Origin of the sequence: Sphingobacterium sp. ML3W, from assembly GCF_000747525.1 — a bacterium.
GTDB lineage: Bacteria > Bacteroidota > Bacteroidia > Sphingobacteriales > Sphingobacteriaceae > Sphingobacterium.
The window spans coordinates 3436774-3455292 of the sequence record NZ_CP009278.1; the positions used below are offsets into that span (position 1 = coordinate 3436774).

At 34.6% G+C, this 18519-nt stretch carries 17 protein-coding genes; 6 read left to right on the forward strand and 11 right to left on the reverse strand.

Going from position 1 to position 18519, the window contains the following annotated elements; translation table 11 throughout:
• The first annotated feature begins 52 nt into the window (after positions 1-52).
• From KO02_RS14770 to KO02_RS14785, 4 genes are all read left to right on the forward strand, one after another.
• Positions 53-1231 carry a DEAD/DEAH box helicase gene (locus tag KO02_RS14770; protein WP_051959954.1) on the forward strand — a complete coding sequence of 393 codons (1179 nt, stop codon included), beginning with the start codon at positions 53-55 and terminating at the stop codon, positions 1229-1231.
• 84 nt (positions 1232-1315) lie between these two features.
• Positions 1316-2062 (forward strand): hypothetical protein, encoded by a 747-nt coding sequence (locus tag KO02_RS14775; protein WP_038699477.1) that lies wholly within the window; start codon positions 1316-1318, stop codon positions 2060-2062.
• 2 nt (positions 2063-2064) lie between these two features.
• Positions 2065-2865: a DUF1080 domain-containing protein gene (locus tag KO02_RS14780; protein ID WP_038699479.1), complete on the forward strand. Its 801-nt coding sequence runs from the start codon at positions 2065-2067 to the stop codon at positions 2863-2865.
• Between the two features lie 11 nt (positions 2866-2876).
• Positions 2877-3329, forward strand: coding sequence for an NUDIX domain-containing protein (locus tag KO02_RS14785; RefSeq protein ID WP_038699481.1), 453 nt, complete (start codon positions 2877-2879; stop codon positions 3327-3329).
• 579 nt (positions 3330-3908) lie between these two features.
• On the opposite strand, the gene rlmH is transcribed toward KO02_RS14785, so the two are convergent.
• Positions 3909-4382 carry a 23S rRNA (pseudouridine(1915)-N(3))-methyltransferase RlmH gene (gene rlmH / locus KO02_RS14790; protein WP_038699483.1) on the reverse strand — a complete coding sequence of 158 codons (474 nt, stop codon included), beginning with the start codon at positions 4380-4382 and terminating at the stop codon, positions 3909-3911.
• 122 nt (positions 4383-4504) lie between these two features.
• On the opposite strand from rlmH, the gene KO02_RS14795 reads away from it, so the two are divergent.
• Positions 4505-5395 carry a DUF3078 domain-containing protein gene (locus tag KO02_RS14795; protein WP_038699485.1) on the forward strand — a complete coding sequence of 297 codons (891 nt, stop codon included), beginning with the start codon at positions 4505-4507 and terminating at the stop codon, positions 5393-5395.
• 90 nt (positions 5396-5485) lie between these two features.
• Here the strand turns inward: KO02_RS14795 and KO02_RS14800 are convergent, their stop codons facing one another.
• The 5 genes from KO02_RS14800 to pheT form a co-directional block, all read right to left on the reverse strand.
• Positions 5486-6010 (reverse strand): hypothetical protein, encoded by a 525-nt coding sequence (locus KO02_RS14800; protein WP_038699487.1) that lies wholly within the window; start codon positions 6008-6010, stop codon positions 5486-5488.
• Positions 6011-6152: 142 nt separating this feature from the next.
• Positions 6153-7706, reverse strand: coding sequence for a ribonuclease Y (gene rny, locus KO02_RS14805; protein ID WP_038699489.1), 1554 nt, complete (start codon positions 7704-7706; stop codon positions 6153-6155).
• A 248-nt stretch (positions 7707-7954) separates the two neighbouring features.
• Positions 7955-8245: a cell division protein ZapA gene (locus KO02_RS14810; RefSeq protein WP_021191210.1), complete on the reverse strand. Its 291-nt coding sequence runs from the start codon at positions 8243-8245 to the stop codon at positions 7955-7957.
• Between the two features lie 50 nt (positions 8246-8295).
• Positions 8296-8604: a hypothetical protein gene (locus tag KO02_RS14815; protein ID WP_038699491.1), complete on the reverse strand. Its 309-nt coding sequence runs from the start codon at positions 8602-8604 to the stop codon at positions 8296-8298.
• Positions 8605-8641: 37 nt separating this feature from the next.
• Positions 8642-11038, reverse strand: a complete 2397-nt coding sequence (pheT, locus tag KO02_RS14820) for a phenylalanine--tRNA ligase subunit beta (protein WP_038699493.1) — start codon at positions 11036-11038, stop codon at positions 8642-8644.
• Positions 11039-11443: 405 nt separating this feature from the next.
• Between pheT and purL the strand changes: the two genes are divergently transcribed.
• The gene (purL, locus tag KO02_RS14825) at positions 11444-15118 is read left to right on the forward strand and encodes a phosphoribosylformylglycinamidine synthase (protein WP_038699495.1); all 3675 of its coding nucleotides are present in this window, start codon (positions 11444-11446) and stop codon (positions 15116-15118) included.
• A gap of 140 nt (positions 15119-15258) precedes the next feature.
• Here the strand turns inward: purL and KO02_RS14830 are convergent, their stop codons facing one another.
• The 5 genes from KO02_RS14830 to KO02_RS14850 all read right to left on the reverse strand — a co-directional run bounded on the left by KO02_RS14830 (position 15259) and on the right by KO02_RS14850 (position 18490).
• Positions 15259-15705, reverse strand: a complete 447-nt coding sequence (locus tag KO02_RS14830) for a DoxX family protein (RefSeq protein WP_038699497.1) — start codon at positions 15703-15705, stop codon at positions 15259-15261.
• A gap of 347 nt (positions 15706-16052) precedes the next feature.
• A complete protein-coding gene (locus KO02_RS14835; protein ID WP_038699499.1) occupies positions 16053-17195 on the reverse strand; it encodes a glutathionylspermidine synthase family protein in 1143 nt (380 codons plus the stop codon).
• On the reverse strand, positions 17195-17566 hold the full coding sequence (locus KO02_RS14840) for a hypothetical protein (protein ID WP_038699501.1): 372 nt from the start codon (positions 17564-17566) through the stop codon (positions 17195-17197). The genes KO02_RS14835 and KO02_RS14840 overlap by 1 nt, the downstream gene beginning before the upstream one ends.
• 2 nt (positions 17567-17568) lie before the next feature.
• Positions 17569-17862, reverse strand: coding sequence for a hypothetical protein (locus KO02_RS14845; RefSeq protein ID WP_038699503.1), 294 nt, complete (start codon positions 17860-17862; stop codon positions 17569-17571).
• 136 nt (positions 17863-17998) lie between these two features.
• Positions 17999-18490, reverse strand: coding sequence for a hypothetical protein (locus tag KO02_RS14850; RefSeq protein WP_038699505.1), 492 nt, complete (start codon positions 18488-18490; stop codon positions 17999-18001).
• Between the last annotated feature and the right edge of the window lie 29 nt (positions 18491-18519).

The window sequence follows — 18519 nt, forward strand, 5'->3', positions numbered from 1 at the left end:
TTACCAATTTAATCGCTAATCCTTATCTTTGATAAAATAAATAAATAAAAAATTGAAACTTCAAGAACTTCCCATCCACCCCAGCCTTTTAGCTAATTTGGAGCAATCAGGATTAAAAAATCTAACTCCAATTCAAGAGTATGCCATTCCGAGTATTCTAAATAAAAATGACCTGATAGGCATCTCTCCAACAGGAACAGGGAAAACTGAAGCATTTGCTATTCCAATTTTACACCACTATTTAACACAGGAATACTCTCTTAATGAACAAACACTTATCCTGAACCCTACCCGTGAATTAGCAATTCAAACACAAAAGCGTATAGATGCGTTAACACAAGGTGGCCCAATAAAAACGATTTCAATTTGTGGTGGTCAGGCTTATGCCAAACAAATAGAGGGCCTAGCTGAATATCCAGCAATTATTATTGCTACACCTGGGCGCCTAATTGATTTGTTTGAACAAAGTAAAATATCATTTGATTTAATAAAAATACTAGTTGTCGATGAGTTTGACCAACTCCTACAATTAGGTTTCATAAAGGAGATAAATCAAATTCTAAATCTGTTACCAAAAAATAGACAGACTCTATTTTTCTCAGCAACATTCCCTAATGACATCTTACGCATTGCAAATAAAGTGCTTAAAAACCCAATTAAGATTGAAATAGAGAAGGATGAAAAAAATGACGTAATAAAAGAAAAGGTATTTTATGTTGACAAAGCCAATAAGAAGAAACTTATAAAACATTTAATAGCATCAAGTACAGATGAGCAAATACTCATTTTCAGCAGAACAAAGCATGCTGTTGATCGCATCGTTCAAGACTTAAGAAGAGAAGACATCGTCGTTGAAGCTTTGTATGGAGATAAATCACAAAAAACCAGGATGCAAATACTTGGTGCTTTTCAAGAAAAAAAAATTCAAATCCTTGTTGCTACAGACGTAATTGCTCGTGGAATTGATATTGATAGCCTTCCTGTCATTATCAATTATGAAGTTCCAGATAGCGGTGAACTTTATCTCCATAGAATTGGAAGGACGGGACGCAATATGATTACGGGTAAAGCCTATACTTTTTGCGATGCTGAGGATAATAATAAATGGATTCAACTGCAGTTATCTTTAAATAAACAAATAAAAATTGAGGACGAACATCCATATGTATTAGGCTGGAAGCAAATGATCTCAACCAGTGAATTGAAAAAATTGACGAGAGGAAAAAAATAAGATTTAAAATTGTTCCTCTTCATTGTATCCCTTTCTTAATAAAATGTTTATTTTTACCATTCATTACAATGATTGAAATATAATATGAGTACAATACATTTATTTAACGACGATGAAAATTCTAGCGAAAACTTACTCGGAGACCTTTCTAAAACCATCATTATCAACTCCTTACTAGAAACTCCATTTAAGGAGCGTGATGAAAATTGGGTAGCAGAATTCCTAGGTAACATTGGTGAATCAACTTTTCAATTAGCCGAATCAGAATTGATTATTGGTCCCGATGGTTACCCTTATTTTCAATTGGAAAATGCTCCTAAAGACCAAAATTTTCAAGCATTTGTAATCAAGTATAAATTGAAAACCTTTCTCTTGAAAAAAGGTATGGGCCTAGCTATCAACACACATCAAGAACAGCCAGACTGGATATTCACGTATGGTGACATTGTAAACTACTTTTTAAATAATGAATTTTATTCTGACGAATCTATTTTTTCTAAAAAAACAGAGGAGACACACATCGATAAGGATGAAAAAATATTAATAGGACAACCCTCCGAAACCATTCTTCCACAAGACTTGCGCCATAATTTAAGAGAATACTTGGTAAACATGGGAGTGAAAGAGCCTAAAATAATGTTAATTGCGAGAAACTATGAGGACCAAAGTTTAGTAAGTCAGGATTTGGTTTTCAATATCACACCTACCATGTTTCAATCAGAACAGGATTTCAAACAGATTATGTCATCTATATCATGGTTTCTGCCGAGGCATTACTCATACATGGGTATCGATGAACAAACAATTGAAAATGGTTTTATGCCCTTATAATAATGAAATTAAAAAATATATTACCGATTGGCCTATTATTAATAGTAGGCTCCTGTTCAACGAGTCGACAATCAGAAAAATTAAACAAGGATGAATGGATCAGCTTATTTAATGGCAAAAATCTAGATAATTGGACCGTAAAAATTCATCATCATGAAGTAGGCGTAAACTTTGCCAATACCTTCCGAGTTCATGACAGGGTCATACAGGTTAACTATGATGGCTATGAAGACTTTAATGATCAGTTTGGACACCTTTACTACGACACTCCTTATTCGGACTATCACCTTCAAATGGAGTATCGTTTCTACGGTGATTTACAAAAAGGAGCTCCATCATATACATTAAGAAATAGTGGTGTGATGTTTCATTCACAGGATCCAAGAACGATGCCCAAAGAACAAGATTGGCCTATATCAGTTGAGATGCAATTTTTAGGTGGCTTAAGTGACGGAAAACCAAGACCTACAGGCAACATGTGCTCACCAGGCACAGAAATCGTTTATAAAGGAAAACAATTAGAATCGCACTGTATAGAATCCACTTCAAAAACCTACGACGGAGACCAATGGGTAAAGGCAGAACTGATTGTCCATGGCGATTCATTGATAACGCACATTATAAATGGAGACACAGTACTTCAATATAGCCAACCTACTATCGGCGGTGGAGTGGTAAATAAATATGATCCAAGAATCAAAATTGATGGAAAAAAATTAAAACAAGGTTTTATAGCCTTACAAAGTGAAGGCCAGCCTGTAGAGTTTAAAAATATTTATCTGAAAGATTTATCAAAAAAATAAAACAATAGCACATGTTTCCTTTTAATGTCAGAGTATACGGAATTTTGATTAATGATAATGACGAAGTACTCATTAGTGATGAGAAAACTGAAAATGTATCGTTCACAAAGTTTCCTGGAGGAGGTTTAGAATATGGAGAAGGATTAATTGATGCCTTGAAAAGAGAATATCAAGAAGAATGTAACTTTGATATTGAAATCATATCACATATTTATACTACCGATTTTTATGAAAAATCGAGTTTCAATGAAAGTCAAATTATTTCAATCTATTATTTGATAAAAAATAGCAGCCCTATTGAGATACGCACAACAACAGAAGCATTTGATTTTGAGGGTCAAGAATATGAGGATGGCAAAGCACAGTCATTTAGATGGGTAAAAATAGAATATTTAGAACAAAAAAATCTTACTTTTAAGACAGATCAAGCTGCTTGGGATATATTTTATAAGGATAGAAAATAAATTTGTATTTATAAAATAGTATTATTAAATTTACTTAAACCAAGAAGAGAAACAACTTTTATTAAAAAGACCTAATAATTTTAATTATTTAATATTGTTCGATATGTGAAAACATATACTATTGGTTTACTCGAATTTGTAAATTCCTAGTTCTATAGGTTTTTTAATAGTTAGTGTGATTTTATAAGCGATACTCCCGGTATCGCTTATTTTATTTAAAACCATGTTTATCTACCTAAGCATCCTCTTTCTCTAGTACCAATACATAGCTAAGCCTTGATAGCTTTTTTTCAAATATAAAATCATTTGCTATCTTCAAGCATTTGTAAATTAATTTGAATACATTTCTAATGTCGAACTTTAAAGGCTCTAAAGTGGAATTAGAACCTTTAAAAAAGTACTACTCAAATAAATTCTAGGTAAAATAGGCCAATAACAGCACAATAATAATACAAACTACAATAATAATTTTAGTGATTTTCGAATTATTATCATCGCTTTTGAAGTGATAATCTCTTTTACTTGGTAACATATTAACTCCTTTCTTTATTAGATGTCTAAAATACTCAAATTCCACAATTATTCATGATGATAAGGTTCACCCTTCAAAATTGAAAAAGCGCGATAAATCTGCTCAACAAAAAATAACCTAATCATTTGATGCGAAAAAGTCATTTTAGATAATGATATTTTTTGGTTTGCCCGCTCATAAATCTCATCATCAAAACCATAGGGGCCACCTATAATAAATATGAGATGCTGCGTACTCTGAATCATATGCTTTTCCAAATAAGATGAAAAATCAATAGAGCGATATTCTTTACCAAATTCATCCAACAATACAACCGTATCCTGTGGATTAATCAATTTCTGTAAGAGTTGAGCTTCTTTTTTCTTTTGCTGATCTTGTGTCAAACTTTTAATATTCTTTACATCAGGAATAACGACCAAATTAAAGGTGATATAGAACTTTAGTCGTTTCAAATATTTATTAATTCCTTCAATCAAATAATTATCATCAGTTTTCCCAATACACAACAATGTTATTTTCATACTTTTTTACTTTCTACAAAAATGCTTTAATTTTTGTATATTTTGTAATTATAAGGTGACAATTAATAAACAAAATTCCATTTCCTTTTGTTTTAAATTATAGTTTTACAAAATTTAGAAATATGAAGAAAACGAAACTAATTTTACTAGCCCTATCAGCATTATGTATAGGCAAGGGTCAGGCGCAAGAAATCCAAATTGATACAGCAAAAAACTGGACGATACATGGAGAAAACACTTTTTTAATAAATCAAAGCTCATTTTCCAATTGGGCCGCTGGAGGTGTAAATTCTTTTGCAGGTAATATCGTTTTAAATTACGATTTCAATTATAAAAAAGAAAAATGGTCGTGGGATAATAAAGTAATAGCTGCTTACGGTCAAACTTTTCAAAAAGATGTTGATTGGCGAAAAAATGATGACCGTGTATCCTTAAGTAGTTTACTAGGTCATGAAGCAAAAGAGAACTGGCTTTATACCTTTTTTCTCAATTTTAACACACAATTTGCAAAAGGTTATAATTACACTACGAATAATAAAGAACTCATATCAGAAGCATTTGCACCTGCTTACTTAAGTTTTGGTCCTGGTTTCGCATATAAAAAATCTGACAATTTAAAATTCAACTTATCACCAGCTGCAGCACGTTTCGTATTCGTTAAAAATGATAGTTTAGCAACTACCTATGGTTTAGATCAGGGTAAAAACTCGCGCTTTGAATTTGGTGCTTCTTTCGATGCATATTACAAGAAACAAATCATGGAAAATGTCACGTTCGAAAATATTTTAAAACTTTATTCCAACTACTTAGATAAGCCGAAGAATATTGACATTGACTATACAGCTACGCTAGCTATGAAAGTTAACAAATGGATTTCCGTTAATGCTGGAGTTCAATTAATATATGATGATAATACTAAACTTCCAAAAATAGAAAATGGCGTACAAATAGGCTCCAAATCAGATCTACAGGTAAAGCAAATACTTGGTGCGGGAATAACTTACAAGTTTTAAAAATTAGCATAAATAAGAAAAGCCTTGTTGAAAATAATCAATCAAGGCTTTTCTCTTCAAGAACAATTAAATCTTAATCGTGGTAATAACTTAATATTTTAGCTTGAACTTTTTAAAAGCGAAATGCCAAAGCCAAATAGGCCCTATCGAAAGAAATAAACAAAACTGTTTAAAAGAGATTGTACTCTTCTCCTTTGATTTTCCATACCATAATACAAGTAAAGAAATAACCGCAATGATACTTGAAACAAGAAGTACAGCTGGACCTCCATCACGTTCTATATATTCGAATTGAACAATAAAATAGCTCATGACACCAATGCACAATAGGACACCATAGGATAAAGTCGGTGAAAGTTTCAAATAGCTATATATAAGAATAGCAATAAAAAAAGATCCCCAGTTTAAAAACGTATGCCATCCTAATTTAACCAAAAAATCAAATTGTGGAAAAGGAATCATCCAGATGATTCCCATTAAGCCAAAAAAGAACAATGGTAAGAAAACAATTTGCAAAATCCTATTCGTAGGATCTTGAAAATTATTATTTAAATCATCAAAATATTGATCAACAGGTCTTTTCACCTCTTGTACTGGAACTTGTTTTTTTTTCATCTAATCGTAACTGTTTTCTGCTTTGCTAAATTATATTTACAAAAATACTAAAAATAAAAATTGAATAGATATTCTACTCGTCATTTAAAACAAAAGCCTCAACAATGTTGAGGCTTTCATAATTATACCGTTCAAATACTTCTTATTTTGCGTATGCAACAGAACGAATTTCACGAATAACAGTCACTTTAATCTGACCTGGATAAGTCATCTCCGTTTGAATCCTATTTGAGATATCAGCTGCTAAAATTTCAGCTTGAGCATCTGATACCCTTTCGCTTTCAACAATAACACGTAATTCACGACCAGCTTGAATAGCAAAAGTTTTTTCGACGCCAGGATAAGATAATGCTAAATCTTCTAATTCTTTCAATCGTTTAATATAACTTTCAACGACCTCACGACGAGCTCCAGGACGAGCTCCTGATATAGCATCACAAGCTTGTACAATTGGAGAAATCATCGCTGTCATTTCGATTTCATCGTGATGAGCGCCAATAGCATTACAGACATCTGGATGTTCCTTATATTTCTCTGCGAGTTGCATACCTAAAATAGCATGTGGTAACTCGGGGTTATCATCCGGTACTTTCCCAATATCATGTAATAAACCAGCACGTTTTGCATGCTTCACATTTAAGCCTAATTCAGCTGCCATCGTTGCTGCGAAATTAGCCACCTCTCGCGAGTGTTGCAGTAAATTCTGACCATAAGAAGAACGGTAACGCATACGTCCTACCATACGGATCAACTCAGGGTGCAAGCCATGAATGCCTAGATCAATAGCGGTACGTTCACCGATTTCAACAATTTCATCTTCAATTTGTGTACGAGTCTTGGCTACCACCTCTTCGATACGTGCAGGGTGAATACGGCCATCTGTTACCAAACGGTGCAGCGCTAAACGTGCAATTTCACGGCGAACAGGGTCGAAACCTGAAAGAATAATAGCTTCAGGTGTATCATCAACGATAATCTCCACACCAGTAGCCGCCTCTAAGGCACGAATATTACGGCCTTCACGACCAATTATACGTCCTTTAATTTCATCGTTTTCGATATTAAAGATAGAAACTGTATTTTCGATTGCAGATTCTGTAGCAGTACGTTGAATCGTTTGGATAACTACTTTTTTAGCTTCCTTTGTAGCTGTTAACTTAGCCTCGTCGACGATATCTTTTATTTGAATAATAGCCTGTGATCTTGCTTCTTCTCTTAAAGAATCTACCAATTGGTTCTTAGCCTCTTCTGCAGTTACGCCAGCGATACCTTCCAATTGTTTGATTTGTTGTACTTTTAGCAATTCGACCTCTTCGGATTTTTTTTCATTTATTTCAACAAGTTTGTCGAGTTGCTTGCGCGTTATGTCTAAATCTACTTTCTCACGATTTAAATTTTCAAGTTTTTGATTTACAGATTGCTCTTTCTGACGTAAAGTATTCTCCTTTTGGCTGATTGTATTGTTACGTTGACTAACTTCCTTTTCATGCTCTGATTTCAGCTGTAGAAACTTCTCTTTTGCTTCCAAAAGTTTTTTCTTCTTTAAATGTTCTGCCTCTTGATCTGCTTCTTTTATAATGCTTTTCACCTTTTCTTGAGCTTCTTCTGTTTGTTTACTAAACAAAAGAGCTAAAAGATAACGGCCAATTGCAATACCAACGATCAGAGAAAGTATGATATAAATTGCGATGTCCATGTATTATTAATTGTTTATATGTATTTTATTTATTTATAATTTTCAAAAAAAAACCGCAATTAAATAACGGGTATCTAATATTATTAAACTTCTAATATCTATAATTAGGCTATGATCATGATCCAGATGGCTTACGCAAAATGACCTACATCTTTTTCGCCTGTAATATTGAAGCGTTAAGTTTAAAATAGTGACAACCCGAATTCAACTGCGGCAAATTCGTTGTAGTAAAGCGCTATAAAGAACGATTATTTTGTAAAGAAATTAGATAATAACTGATCCAGTTCATGAACTGATTGCTCCAAACCCTGATCTTGTGTCTGTACCTGTCGTTCAGCTTTCAACATCCCTGTTGCATACTGTAGGACACACATCGACAATAAATCCTGTTTATCACGAACAGTATAACTATCCTGTAATTCTTTCACTTTTTCATTAATCAATTTCGCTGCATGGCGGATTATTTCCTCCTCAGCCGTATCTACACGAAGTGGATACACTCTATCAGCGATATTTATTTTGATGGAAATTTCTCCCATTGTTATTTGAGCTTTACGTCGTATTAGTAAGTTATCTCTACCCTATCCACTTACTTCAACAAACTAATACATTTGTCTATTTCTCGCACAAAGTCGTTAATTTTTTGCTTTGTGTCAAGTACTTTTTCATTTATTGCATCTTTATCAGCTTCTGAACTATCTAGAGAACGGGCAACAGCCATAGCTTTCATTTGCTCTTCCATCTGCTTGTTCTTACTATTGCTTGTATTAAAAGCAACTTGAAGTGATTGAACTTCTAATTTAAGTAAATCATTTTCTTCTTGCAAGACTTCGCACATTTGAATTAAATTTTTCGTTTTCTCAACGATAATATTCATTTGAGAAGATAATGCTACCATATACTAAATTTATACAATTAAATGTTATTATTCATAATTAACCACGCACCTCTGCGCTTACTTCTTTCTCAAAGTTAAGAATTAATTTTTGAACTATTGCGTCAATTTGTTTGTCCATTAAAGTTTTTTCTTCATCTTCGAGAATAAAGCTCAAAGCATACGATTTTTTACCCTCTGGAATCTTGTCTCCTTTGTAAACATCAAATACGTTCACCGCTTTCAACAGCTTACGTTCAGTTTTATGTGCTATCGTTTCCAATTGTTTGAAAGTAACATTTTCATCAATCAATAACGAAAGATCTCGTTTAACTGAAGGAAATTTAGATACTTCTTTAAATTTAATGACATTCTTACGAATTATTTTCAATATTTGATCCCAGTCAAAATCAGCAAAAAACACCTGCCCCTCTACATCCGCTTTCGAGAGTGAAGCGTTAGATACCGCACCAAAAGTAACTAAAGCTTTTGCACCTCTCATATAACAGAGTCCATATGCATAATGATCTGTAGGTGCATCTTGCAACTGAAGATTTCCGATATTCAACCGTTTTAAGATAAGGTCAACGACAGCTTTAATATTGTAGAAACTGACAAGTTGCTTACTATTATTCCATTGTTCGATTTCCATCTTACCACTGATAGTAATAGCTAAGTGTTGTTTTTCTTGATAACCCTCTCCATCTATTGCATACGTCTTACCAAATTCAAAGACCTTCAAATCTGAATTTCTTCTCTTTTGATTATAAGAAATTGCAGTTAAGGCTGAAAACAACATGTTTTGACGCATTGTATCCAAATCAGAACTTAATGGGTTGCATAAACGAACGGCCGTAGTCTCATCATCAACATAATCTAGCTTAGTCAAAGAATTTGAAAGTATTTCTCTAAAACCATTTGCAATCAAAAGATCAGCCAATTGATTCAAAACAACCTCTTTATCAGGTTTTTCAGAAGTATTTAATGATGACTTAATTTGTCTTTTTAATTCAACATTATTATAGCCATAAATGCGCAATACTTCTTCTATAACATCAACTTCTCTGGTTACATCAACACGATATGCAGGAACCAAAACATCTAAACTTTCTTCAGACTCTTGATCAATACCGATACCTAGGGCAACAATAATAGATTTGATTTCTTCATTTGGAATGTCTTGTCCTATCAACTTCCGTACATTATTGTAATTTACATTAAATGCGAAAGGTTTAATTTCAGCCGGGTAAATATCAATAATGTTAGAACTGATTTGTCCTCCTGCAATATCTTGAATCAAAATAGCTGCTTTTTTCAGTGCATTAACAGTAATATTTGGATCTGTACCCCTTTCATATCTGAAAGAAGAATCTGTTTTCAGATGATGACGTTTTGCTGTTTTGCGAACAGTAACCGCGTTAAAGTATGCAGATTCTAAAAATATATTTGTAGTTGATTCCGAAACTCCAGAATTAGCCCCTCCGAAAACACCAGCTATGCACATAGGCTTTTCAGCATCGGCAATTATTAAATCTTCACTAGAAAGTTTGCGCTCAACGCCATCTAATGTGATGAAAATTTCATCTTGCTTCGCCTGTCTTACAATCACTTCGTTCCCTGCAATCTTATCCTGATCGAAAGCATGCAAAGGTTGCCCCAAATCATGTAAAATAAAGTTGGTTACATCAACAATGTTATTAATGGGACGTATACCTATTACATTGAGACGTTCCTTCAACCAATCTGGGGATTCCGCAACTTTTACTCCAGAAATATTGATGCCAGAATAACGCGGGCTACCCAATGGATTCTCAACAGTAACTTTCGTATTAACGCCGTTGCCCTCTTGGAACGATGAAAGATCAATAGGCTTCATTTCTTTTCTGAAATAAGCTGCAATGTCACGAGCGACACCTATATGTGATGCTGCATCAGCACGATTTGGAGTCAATCCAATTTCAAAGCGATAATCATCTTCTACCCCATAGAAATCTTTAACAAGTGTTCCGACAGTTGCGTCCAATGGCAGTTCTACGATACCTGCATGAGAAGTACCTAAGCCGACTTCATCTTCACCACAAAGCATTCCTTCAGAAACTTCACCGCGAATCTTTGATTTATTGATTTTAAAAGGTTCTCCGCTTACTGGATGAACAGTAGAACCAACAGTTGCAACAATAACTTTCTGTCCTACTGCAACATTTGGGGCTCCACAGACAATATGCAATAAGTCTGCTTGACCAATGTCTACTGTAGTCACTTTCAATTTATCTGCATTCGGGTGTTGATTACAAGATTTTACTTCTCCTATAACCAAGCCTTCTAATCCACCTGGAATACTTTGCACCACATCTAAAACCTCTACCTCTAATCCTACGTTAGTTAAAATTAAAGATAACTCTTCTGGTTTTTTATCTATATCAATATGATCGTTAAGCCACTTATATGAAATATTCATTTTAGAATCTGATTTTACGCACAAACTTAGATAAATTTGCTCTGATTCGCAATATAATTGCATTGTTATCAATGCAAATTTGTCGTTTTCTCCTCATCCTTTGATAGTTTTTTTATTGAAGGAATATAAAACGTGGAGTTATATCGTGTGTTCAAAGGAAATATTCTATTATCCTTTAAAATAAAAAAAACATAAAATATAATAGCACTTCTTTATTACCATAAATAATCATACAAAAGAGCGTTGACTTACAAAGAGGTAGTGAGTGAAAACGAAACGAAAAAAAAATAGTGCATCTGTAAAAAGTAATTTTACTAATATTTAGCACTTTTCATTCCTAATAAGTCAAAGGATTAACGTAAATTTGTGTTTTAATTTGAAGAACGTTCAAAACTTACAGTTATAATGATTCATTTCTTTGTGAACCCAAGCGACATCGTTTACGGTGTGCAAACCCTAGAAGATTTATCTATCGATGATATTTCTAAGCTAAACTGGCTATTTGGAAGCGCTAGTAAAATCGAAAAAGAAACCCTAGACGATTATTTTGTTGGTCCACGTGCAGCTATGATTACCCCATGGAGCACTAATGCTGTGGAAATTACCCAAAACATGGGCGTTGAAGGAATTATTCGTATTGAAGAATTTCGAAAAATACAAGCAAATTTTAACGATTTCGACCCAATGATTTCACAGAAATATGAAACATTGACACAAGATATGTATACCATCAATATTGATCCTGAACCTATTTTAGAGATTGACGATATCGATGCTTATAATAAACAAGAAGGTCTCTCTTTAAACCCCGAAGAAGTTCAATATCTTGCCAATCTAGCAACGAAATTGAATCGTAAATTAACGGATTCGGAAGTATTTGCTTTTTCTCAAGCAAATTCAGAACATTGTCGTCACAAAATATTCAACGGTACTTTTATTATTGATGGTGAAGAACAACCAACTTCTTTATTCAAATTAATTAAGAAAACTTCTGAAACGAATCCGAATGATATCGTTTCAGCTTATAAAGATAATGTAGCTTTCGTCAAAGGACCACGTGTCACGCAGTTTGCTCCAAGATCAGCGGATAAGCCTGATTTTTATGCAGAGAAAGAATTTGACTCCGTTCTATCTGTAAAAGCAGAAACTCATAACTTTCCTACTACTGTAGAACCATTTTCTGGTGCTGCAACCGGTTCTGGTGGTGAAATTCGTGACCGTCTGGCAGGTGGACAAGGTTCCCTACCGTTAGCTGGGACAGCTGTCTACATGACGTCATATTCTCGATTAGAGAAAAATCGTCCCTGGGAACAAGCGATGGAGGAGCGCCCTTGGTTGTATCAAACTCCAATGGATATCTTAATCAAAGCTTCCAATGGAGCATCAGATTTCGGTAATAAATTTGGACAGCCCCTAATTACGGGTTCGGTATTAACATTCGAACATGAAGAAGATGCTCGCAAATTAGGTTTCGACAAAGTCATTATGCAAGCTGGTGGTATCGGCTACGGTAAATTAGATCAAGCTAAAAAACATACACCAAAAGTAGGTGATAAAATTGTTATCCTAGGCGGAGAGAATTATCGAATTGGTATGGGCGGAGCAGCAGTCTCTTCAGCTGATACTGGTGCATTTGGCTCTGGAATTGAATTGAATGCCATCCAACGTTCAAATCCAGAAATGCAAAAACGCGCTGCAAATGCAGTTCGTGGTATGGTAGAGTCTGACCATAACCCAATTGTATCTATTCATGATCATGGCGCAGGTGGTCACTTGAACTGTCTTTCGGAACTTGTAGAGGAAACTGGTGGATTAATTGATCTAGATGCCTTACCTGTTGGTGACCCGACTCTTTCGGCAAAAGAAATCATCGGTAACGAGTCTCAAGAAAGAATGGGATTAGTAATTGGAGAAAAAGATATCGATATTTTAAAACGTGTAGCTGATCGTGAACGTTCACCGATGTACACAGTTGGTGATGTAACCAATGACCACCGTTTTACCTTCGAATCAAAAACTACTGGTGAAAAACCAATGGATTATGCTCTAGAAGACTTTTTTGGTTCTTCGCCAAAAACAATTATGAAGGATAATACGATAGTAAGAAATTACGCAGATCTATCGTACAGTACCGAAAATATTCCAACTTACTTGACACAGGTTTTGCAATTGGAAGCAGTTGCTTCCAAAGATTGGTTAACAAACAAAGTAGATCGTTGTGTAGGAGGCCGTGTTGCCAAACAGCAATGTGCTGGCCCATTGCAATTACCATTAAACAACGTGGGTGTAATGGCTTTAGATTATAAAGGTAAGGAAGGTGTTGCGACTACGATTGGTCATTCACCTGTAGCTGCAATTATCGATTCTGCCGCTGCTAGTAGAACTGCTATAGCTGAATCTTTATCAAACTTGGTCTTCGCTCCTATTAAAAATGGTTTAGCTGGTGTTTCACTTTCTGCTAACTGGATGTGGGCTTGTAATAATGAAGGTGAAGATGCCCGTCTTTATAAAGCAGTAAAAGCCTGTTCAGATTTTGCATTAGAATTAGGAATTAACATCCCTACAGGTAAAGACTCCTTATCCATGAAACAAAAATACCCGAATGGAGATAATGTCATTGCTCCTGGCACTTTAATCGTTTCTGCAGCTGGTAACTGTACGGATATCACACAGGTTATTGAACCCGTTTTAAACAAAGATGGAGGTTCAATCTACTATATCAACTTATCAAAAGATGCTTTCAAATTAGGTGGATCTTCATTCGCTCAAATCTTAAATAAAATTGGTAGAGAAGTTCCTACGATTCAAGATGGAGCTTACTTTAAAAAAGCATTTAACGCTATCCAAGATTTAATAAAAGCAGGTCAAATTGAAGCCGGACACGATATTGGTTCTGGTGGTTTAATCACAACCCTTTTAGAATTGACATTTGCTGATGTAAACTTGGCGGCTAACTATGATCTATCAGGATTAGGCGAAACAGATACAGTAAAAACCTTATTCAATGAAAATATCGCAGTTGTATTACAAGCAAAAAATGATGATGCTTTTGAAAAAGCATTAATTGAAGCTGGTATAGATGCTGTGAAAATTGGGCAAGCGATTGCCGGTACTGAAGTTTCATTCAAAAACTATACTGACACGTTCACCTTCAATGTCATGGATACACGTGATTCTTGGTACAAAACGTCTTTCTTATTAGATTCAAAACAATCGAAGAATGGAATGGCCCAAGAGCGCTATAACAACTACAAAAATCAACCTTTGAGTTTTGTATTCCCTAAACATTTCACAGGTATAAAACCAATAATAGATACTTCAAAACCAAGGCCAAAGGCGGCTATCATCCGTGAAAAAGGTTCTAATTCTGAACGCGAAATGGCTAATGCTATGTATTTAGCCGGATTTGATGTAAAAGATGTTCACATGACAGATTTAATCTCAGGTCGTGAGACATTGGAAGATATCCAATTCATTGGAGCTGTAGGGGGATTCTCGAACTCGGACGTTTTAGGTTCTGCTAAAGGTTGGGCTGGTGCATTTTTGTACAACGAAAAAGCAAAAACAGCACTAGAAAATTTCTTCAAACGTCCGGATACTATGTCAGTAGGTATTTGTAATGGTTGCCAACTGTTTATGGAGCTCGAATTAATCAACCCTGAGCACGAAGTTCATGGTAAGTTGCTACACAATACTTCACAAAAACATGAATCCAATTTCATTGCTGTCACAGTACAAGAAAACAACTCAATCATGTTGTCAACTCTGGCGGGTGCGACATTAGGTGCTTGGATTTCAAATGGCGAAGGTAGATTCAATTTACCACAACAAGAATCACAATATCATATTGTTGCGAAGTACGCTTATGATCAATATCCAGCAAACCCGAATGGTTCAGATTATAATACTGCGATGCTTTGTGACAAAACAGGTCGACATTTAGTGACAATGCCACATATTGAGCGTTCTACGTTCCAATGGAACTGGGCTAACTATCCAAAGGGACACCAAGACCAGGTAACTCCATGGTTAGAAGCATTTGTCAATGCACGAAACTGGATTGAAACAAATAAAAAGTAAATTGCTTATAGTAAATAAAAAACCTCCTGCACTTCAATGTACGGGAGGTTTTTTTTAAATTGTTTGAGTCCATTTGCAAAAAACACGGATAATAATGCCACCTGTTTAATTGGACAAAGTTATTATTGTTCTGAAAATCCCTATATCTTTCTAATATAGCCAGGTTTGTCCATCAAATTATCTAATGAGTACTTACCTGATCCCATAACTAGAAAAAGTACTAATAAGAATAGCACGACTATCGATAACCACAATTCTCCATTAAGATAACTAAACCCATTTGTTATATTAACAAAAAATACTGCTCCAAATAAAATAGGTAACAAAACGATTGAAGCTAACCGTGTTTGAAATCCACAGATAATAAATAGCCCGCCAACGATTTGAGCAAAAACAATATAGTGAACGCCCCCCCAAATGTAAAAGGTATAGTTCACTTCTTGTACCAAAGCACTAACACTATTTAAATCTGACACAAAACTTAATCCTTTTATCAGAATAAGAAACCCTACAACTATCCTAAGGTAGTCTATCCATTGTGGATGATGCACATTTCCCCAGTTTTCAATTTTATGAATTAGGTTCATAACAACTCTCCTTTCTTAATGATTTATATACAATTCAAACAAACCGGTTTTAAATTTGTTTTGTTATTTTGCAAATTGAATAATAATTAAATCCCTATTCAGTTACAAATAACAGCATACGAACCCCTTTCATAATAAATAAAGCAACAGATTATCAATGAACAACTCATCAAAAAATATGATAAACGTAGAAAGGTAAAAGAAAATCGAATAGATGCCAATCGTATAATCCCTCTATTAAACAGCTAAGGTCGCATGAATAATGTATATACTATAGGAAAAAAATAATCCATATTCTATCAGTCTTATAAAACTTGATGAGCTTGAGAAGCACACGTAGGGTATTATTAGTTTTTAATGATATGCGGAACAAATCGACTTTTATCTGTTGTAATGGGCATTGTTGATTCTCTAAAACTAATACCACAGGGTTCTTGACCAATAATCCAACTACCTATGATTGAAAAGCCTGTTTCCTCTTTGTGCAGAGTAGCTAATTCCTGATAAATATAGCCTTCACGGCCATACTCACCTGCCGTGGCGTATATCAACTCTTTATCGTAGTACATTTCAATATTAGCTCCCTCTCTCGAAAGAATCGGTTTTTTAATGTAATTTCTAAGCTGTTTGTGCTCATCAAAATATGCTGGCAATAGATTCGGATGATGTGGGAATAATTGCCACAGAATTGGTAAAATCGCTTTATTAGATAGCAACATTTTCCATGAAGGCTCTATCCATTGCGCCTCATTAACATCATTGACAATATTTTTCCCAAATTCCTCATGAACCATCCATTCCCATGGATATAACTTAAAAATAGACTGAATTGATTTGCCCTCTAAATCAACAAATTCCCGTCCTTCCCATCCGATATCATCAATATAAATCAGCTGCGTTTGAATACCTGCCTGCATAGCAGTGTCTCTAAGATACTCAACATTTGTTAAGTCTTCCAGTGTTTCCTTCGCACATGAAAAGTACAATATATCACCTTTCAAATGAGGTTTAATATCTTTCCAACACGCAATTAATTGCTCATGCACACTATTAAATTGATCTATCGATTCAGAAAAATAATGATTCTTCCAATACCACTGTACAATACCACATTCAAATAGTGATGTTGGTGTATCAGCATTAAATTCTAACAACTTTAATTTTCTTTTCTCAGAGTCATAAGCGAAATCAAAACGACCATAAATAGAAGGCGTTTCATTTTCCCAGGATTGCTCTATATGATGCACCATATAGGCTGGAATATGAAATAAATCATAGCGCTTATTTGTTATAACATATTCAACTGCTTTTAGGCACATATCCCACACTTCTGTAGTTGCATGGTGTAACATATCTGCCTCCTTACTCGTGATTTCGAAATAGTAATCATCAATCCAATAGGGTTCATCTTGATCTGTATGGAAGCCATATCCGATAGATTCCAATCGAGATTTCCAATTAGGATCGATAGTCAAATGTTTTATTTTCATTATGCTCCGACAGAAGAAGATTGAGATGAAGCAGCAGTATTGCCAAATCCATTACGTTTAGCTTGATAAGCTGCAGATTTCTGCGCGTTAGTACCCGAAACAGAGTTTGGGTTCAAATTGCTATTAGCATACCCCATACCACCACCAAGATGTCTAAAAGCCATAAACCATAAAAGTGATGTACCCATTCCCCCACCCGTACGATGTTGTTCTCGATAATCATTTGTCACTTCTGTATATGGAGCTGTAGAATCTGCTCGCATGTAAACACGCTGTTGATGTGTCTCAGGCCCTGATTGTGGGCGCCCACAAGAAGCCAATACGGATGTAATCAATACTAATTTAATTGTTGAAGATGTTTTTTTTCTCATTATTATTGCACAGTTACATAAATAGGAATCTCACTCAAAGTTTGAGTTGAATCGGCCACTGTCCAAGTATTAACACTTTTAGCAGTAACAATCGTATCACTCTTATCTGCGATTTTCTCACCATTAAACCAGATATGCTGTCTTGTAATATGCAAAACGGAATCTCCCTTACTCTCCGTTACCAAAACAACCTCTCGAGCCGATTTTTTATCCAAAGTCTCCAATGGTTTTTCTTTCTTAACATCAGCACAACTGATGAAAATCAAAATTGGCAATACGAATAAAATATATTTCATTTCAATTTTTTTTAATACAAATAACTAAATCATACCTTTACGCAGCATGTCAAACCAACAGTGCTAGCGATTAGGCTCATCAACAATATATCGTTTAGGTATGGAATGTTAGGATAACTTCAAATTGATAAATTTACTAGCATTCTTTATCATAAGTACGATTCCAATGTTTATTACTATCCAAAGGTGTTGGTGTCACGCGGTATTCTAAATTAATACCGTTCAAACGCCTCTTCTTGATGCGTTTGTTCACTTCATTAATATAGGCTATCTGCGTTATTCTGAAAGTTCCAAAGCTTGTTCCTTTAATATTTTCTTGGTCAATAAAATCCTCTACCAATTCAAAATTAAAAAAACAACCTAAATAATCTTTCCAAAATAAAATAGGATTGTCCACCTTATCTAAGTAACTATCTTCTGGATAACACAATTCGCCATCCTCCACTTCAAAATGATCAGCAAGTACTTTATTAGTATTAGCAACAAATTCCTTCGCAATTTCCTCGTCTTCTATCGGAAGAAAAGAAATCACATCTTCTTCTTCCAAGCTATCAAACATCAAATGATTATTGAAGCAATGAATCAATTCGGGTAATAATTCTACCACATCATTGTACATCTTTCCCATAATACAAATATACAAACAATCCAGCATTT

Bases quoted from the DNA above. Each gene is read 5' to 3' on its own strand.
- KO02_RS14850 (WP_038699505.1), bottom strand. From the start codon at position 18,490: ATGGGAAAGATGTACAATGATGTGGTAGAATTATTACCCGAATTGATT.
- KO02_RS14845 (WP_038699503.1), bottom strand. From the start codon at position 17,862: ATGAAATATATTTTATTCGTATTGCCAATTTTGATTTTCATCAGTTGT.
- rny (WP_038699489.1), bottom strand. From the start codon at position 7,706: ATGGACATCGCAATTTATATCATACTTTCTCTGATCGTTGGTATTGCA.
- KO02_RS14835 (WP_038699499.1), bottom strand. From the start codon at position 17,195: ATGAAAATAAAACATTTGACTATCGATCCTAATTGGAAATCTCGATTG.
- KO02_RS14840 (WP_038699501.1), bottom strand. From the start codon at position 17,566: ATGAGAAAAAAAACATCTTCAACAATTAAATTAGTATTGATTACATCC.
- purL (WP_038699495.1), top strand. From the start codon at position 11,444: ATGATTCATTTCTTTGTGAACCCAAGCGACATCGTTTACGGTGTGCAA.
- KO02_RS14785 (WP_038699481.1), top strand. From the start codon at position 2,877: ATGTTTCCTTTTAATGTCAGAGTATACGGAATTTTGATTAATGATAAT.
- rlmH (WP_038699483.1), bottom strand. From the start codon at position 4,382: ATGAAAATAACATTGTTGTGTATTGGGAAAACTGATGATAATTATTTG.
- KO02_RS14795 (WP_038699485.1), top strand. From the start codon at position 4,505: ATGAAGAAAACGAAACTAATTTTACTAGCCCTATCAGCATTATGTATA.
- KO02_RS14775 (WP_038699477.1), top strand. From the start codon at position 1,316: ATGAGTACAATACATTTATTTAACGACGATGAAAATTCTAGCGAAAAC.
- KO02_RS14830 (WP_038699497.1), bottom strand. From the start codon at position 15,705: ATGAACCTAATTCATAAAATTGAAAACTGGGGAAATGTGCATCATCCA.
- KO02_RS14810 (WP_021191210.1), bottom strand. From the start codon at position 8,245: ATGGGAGAAATTTCCATCAAAATAAATATCGCTGATAGAGTGTATCCA.
- KO02_RS14815 (WP_038699491.1), bottom strand. From the start codon at position 8,604: ATGGTAGCATTATCTTCTCAAATGAATATTATCGTTGAGAAAACGAAA.
- pheT (WP_038699493.1), bottom strand. From the start codon at position 11,038: ATGAATATTTCATATAAGTGGCTTAACGATCATATTGATATAGATAAA.
- KO02_RS14800 (WP_038699487.1), bottom strand. From the start codon at position 6,010: ATGAAAAAAAAACAAGTTCCAGTACAAGAGGTGAAAAGACCTGTTGAT.
- KO02_RS14780 (WP_038699479.1), top strand. From the start codon at position 2,065: ATGAAATTAAAAAATATATTACCGATTGGCCTATTATTAATAGTAGGC.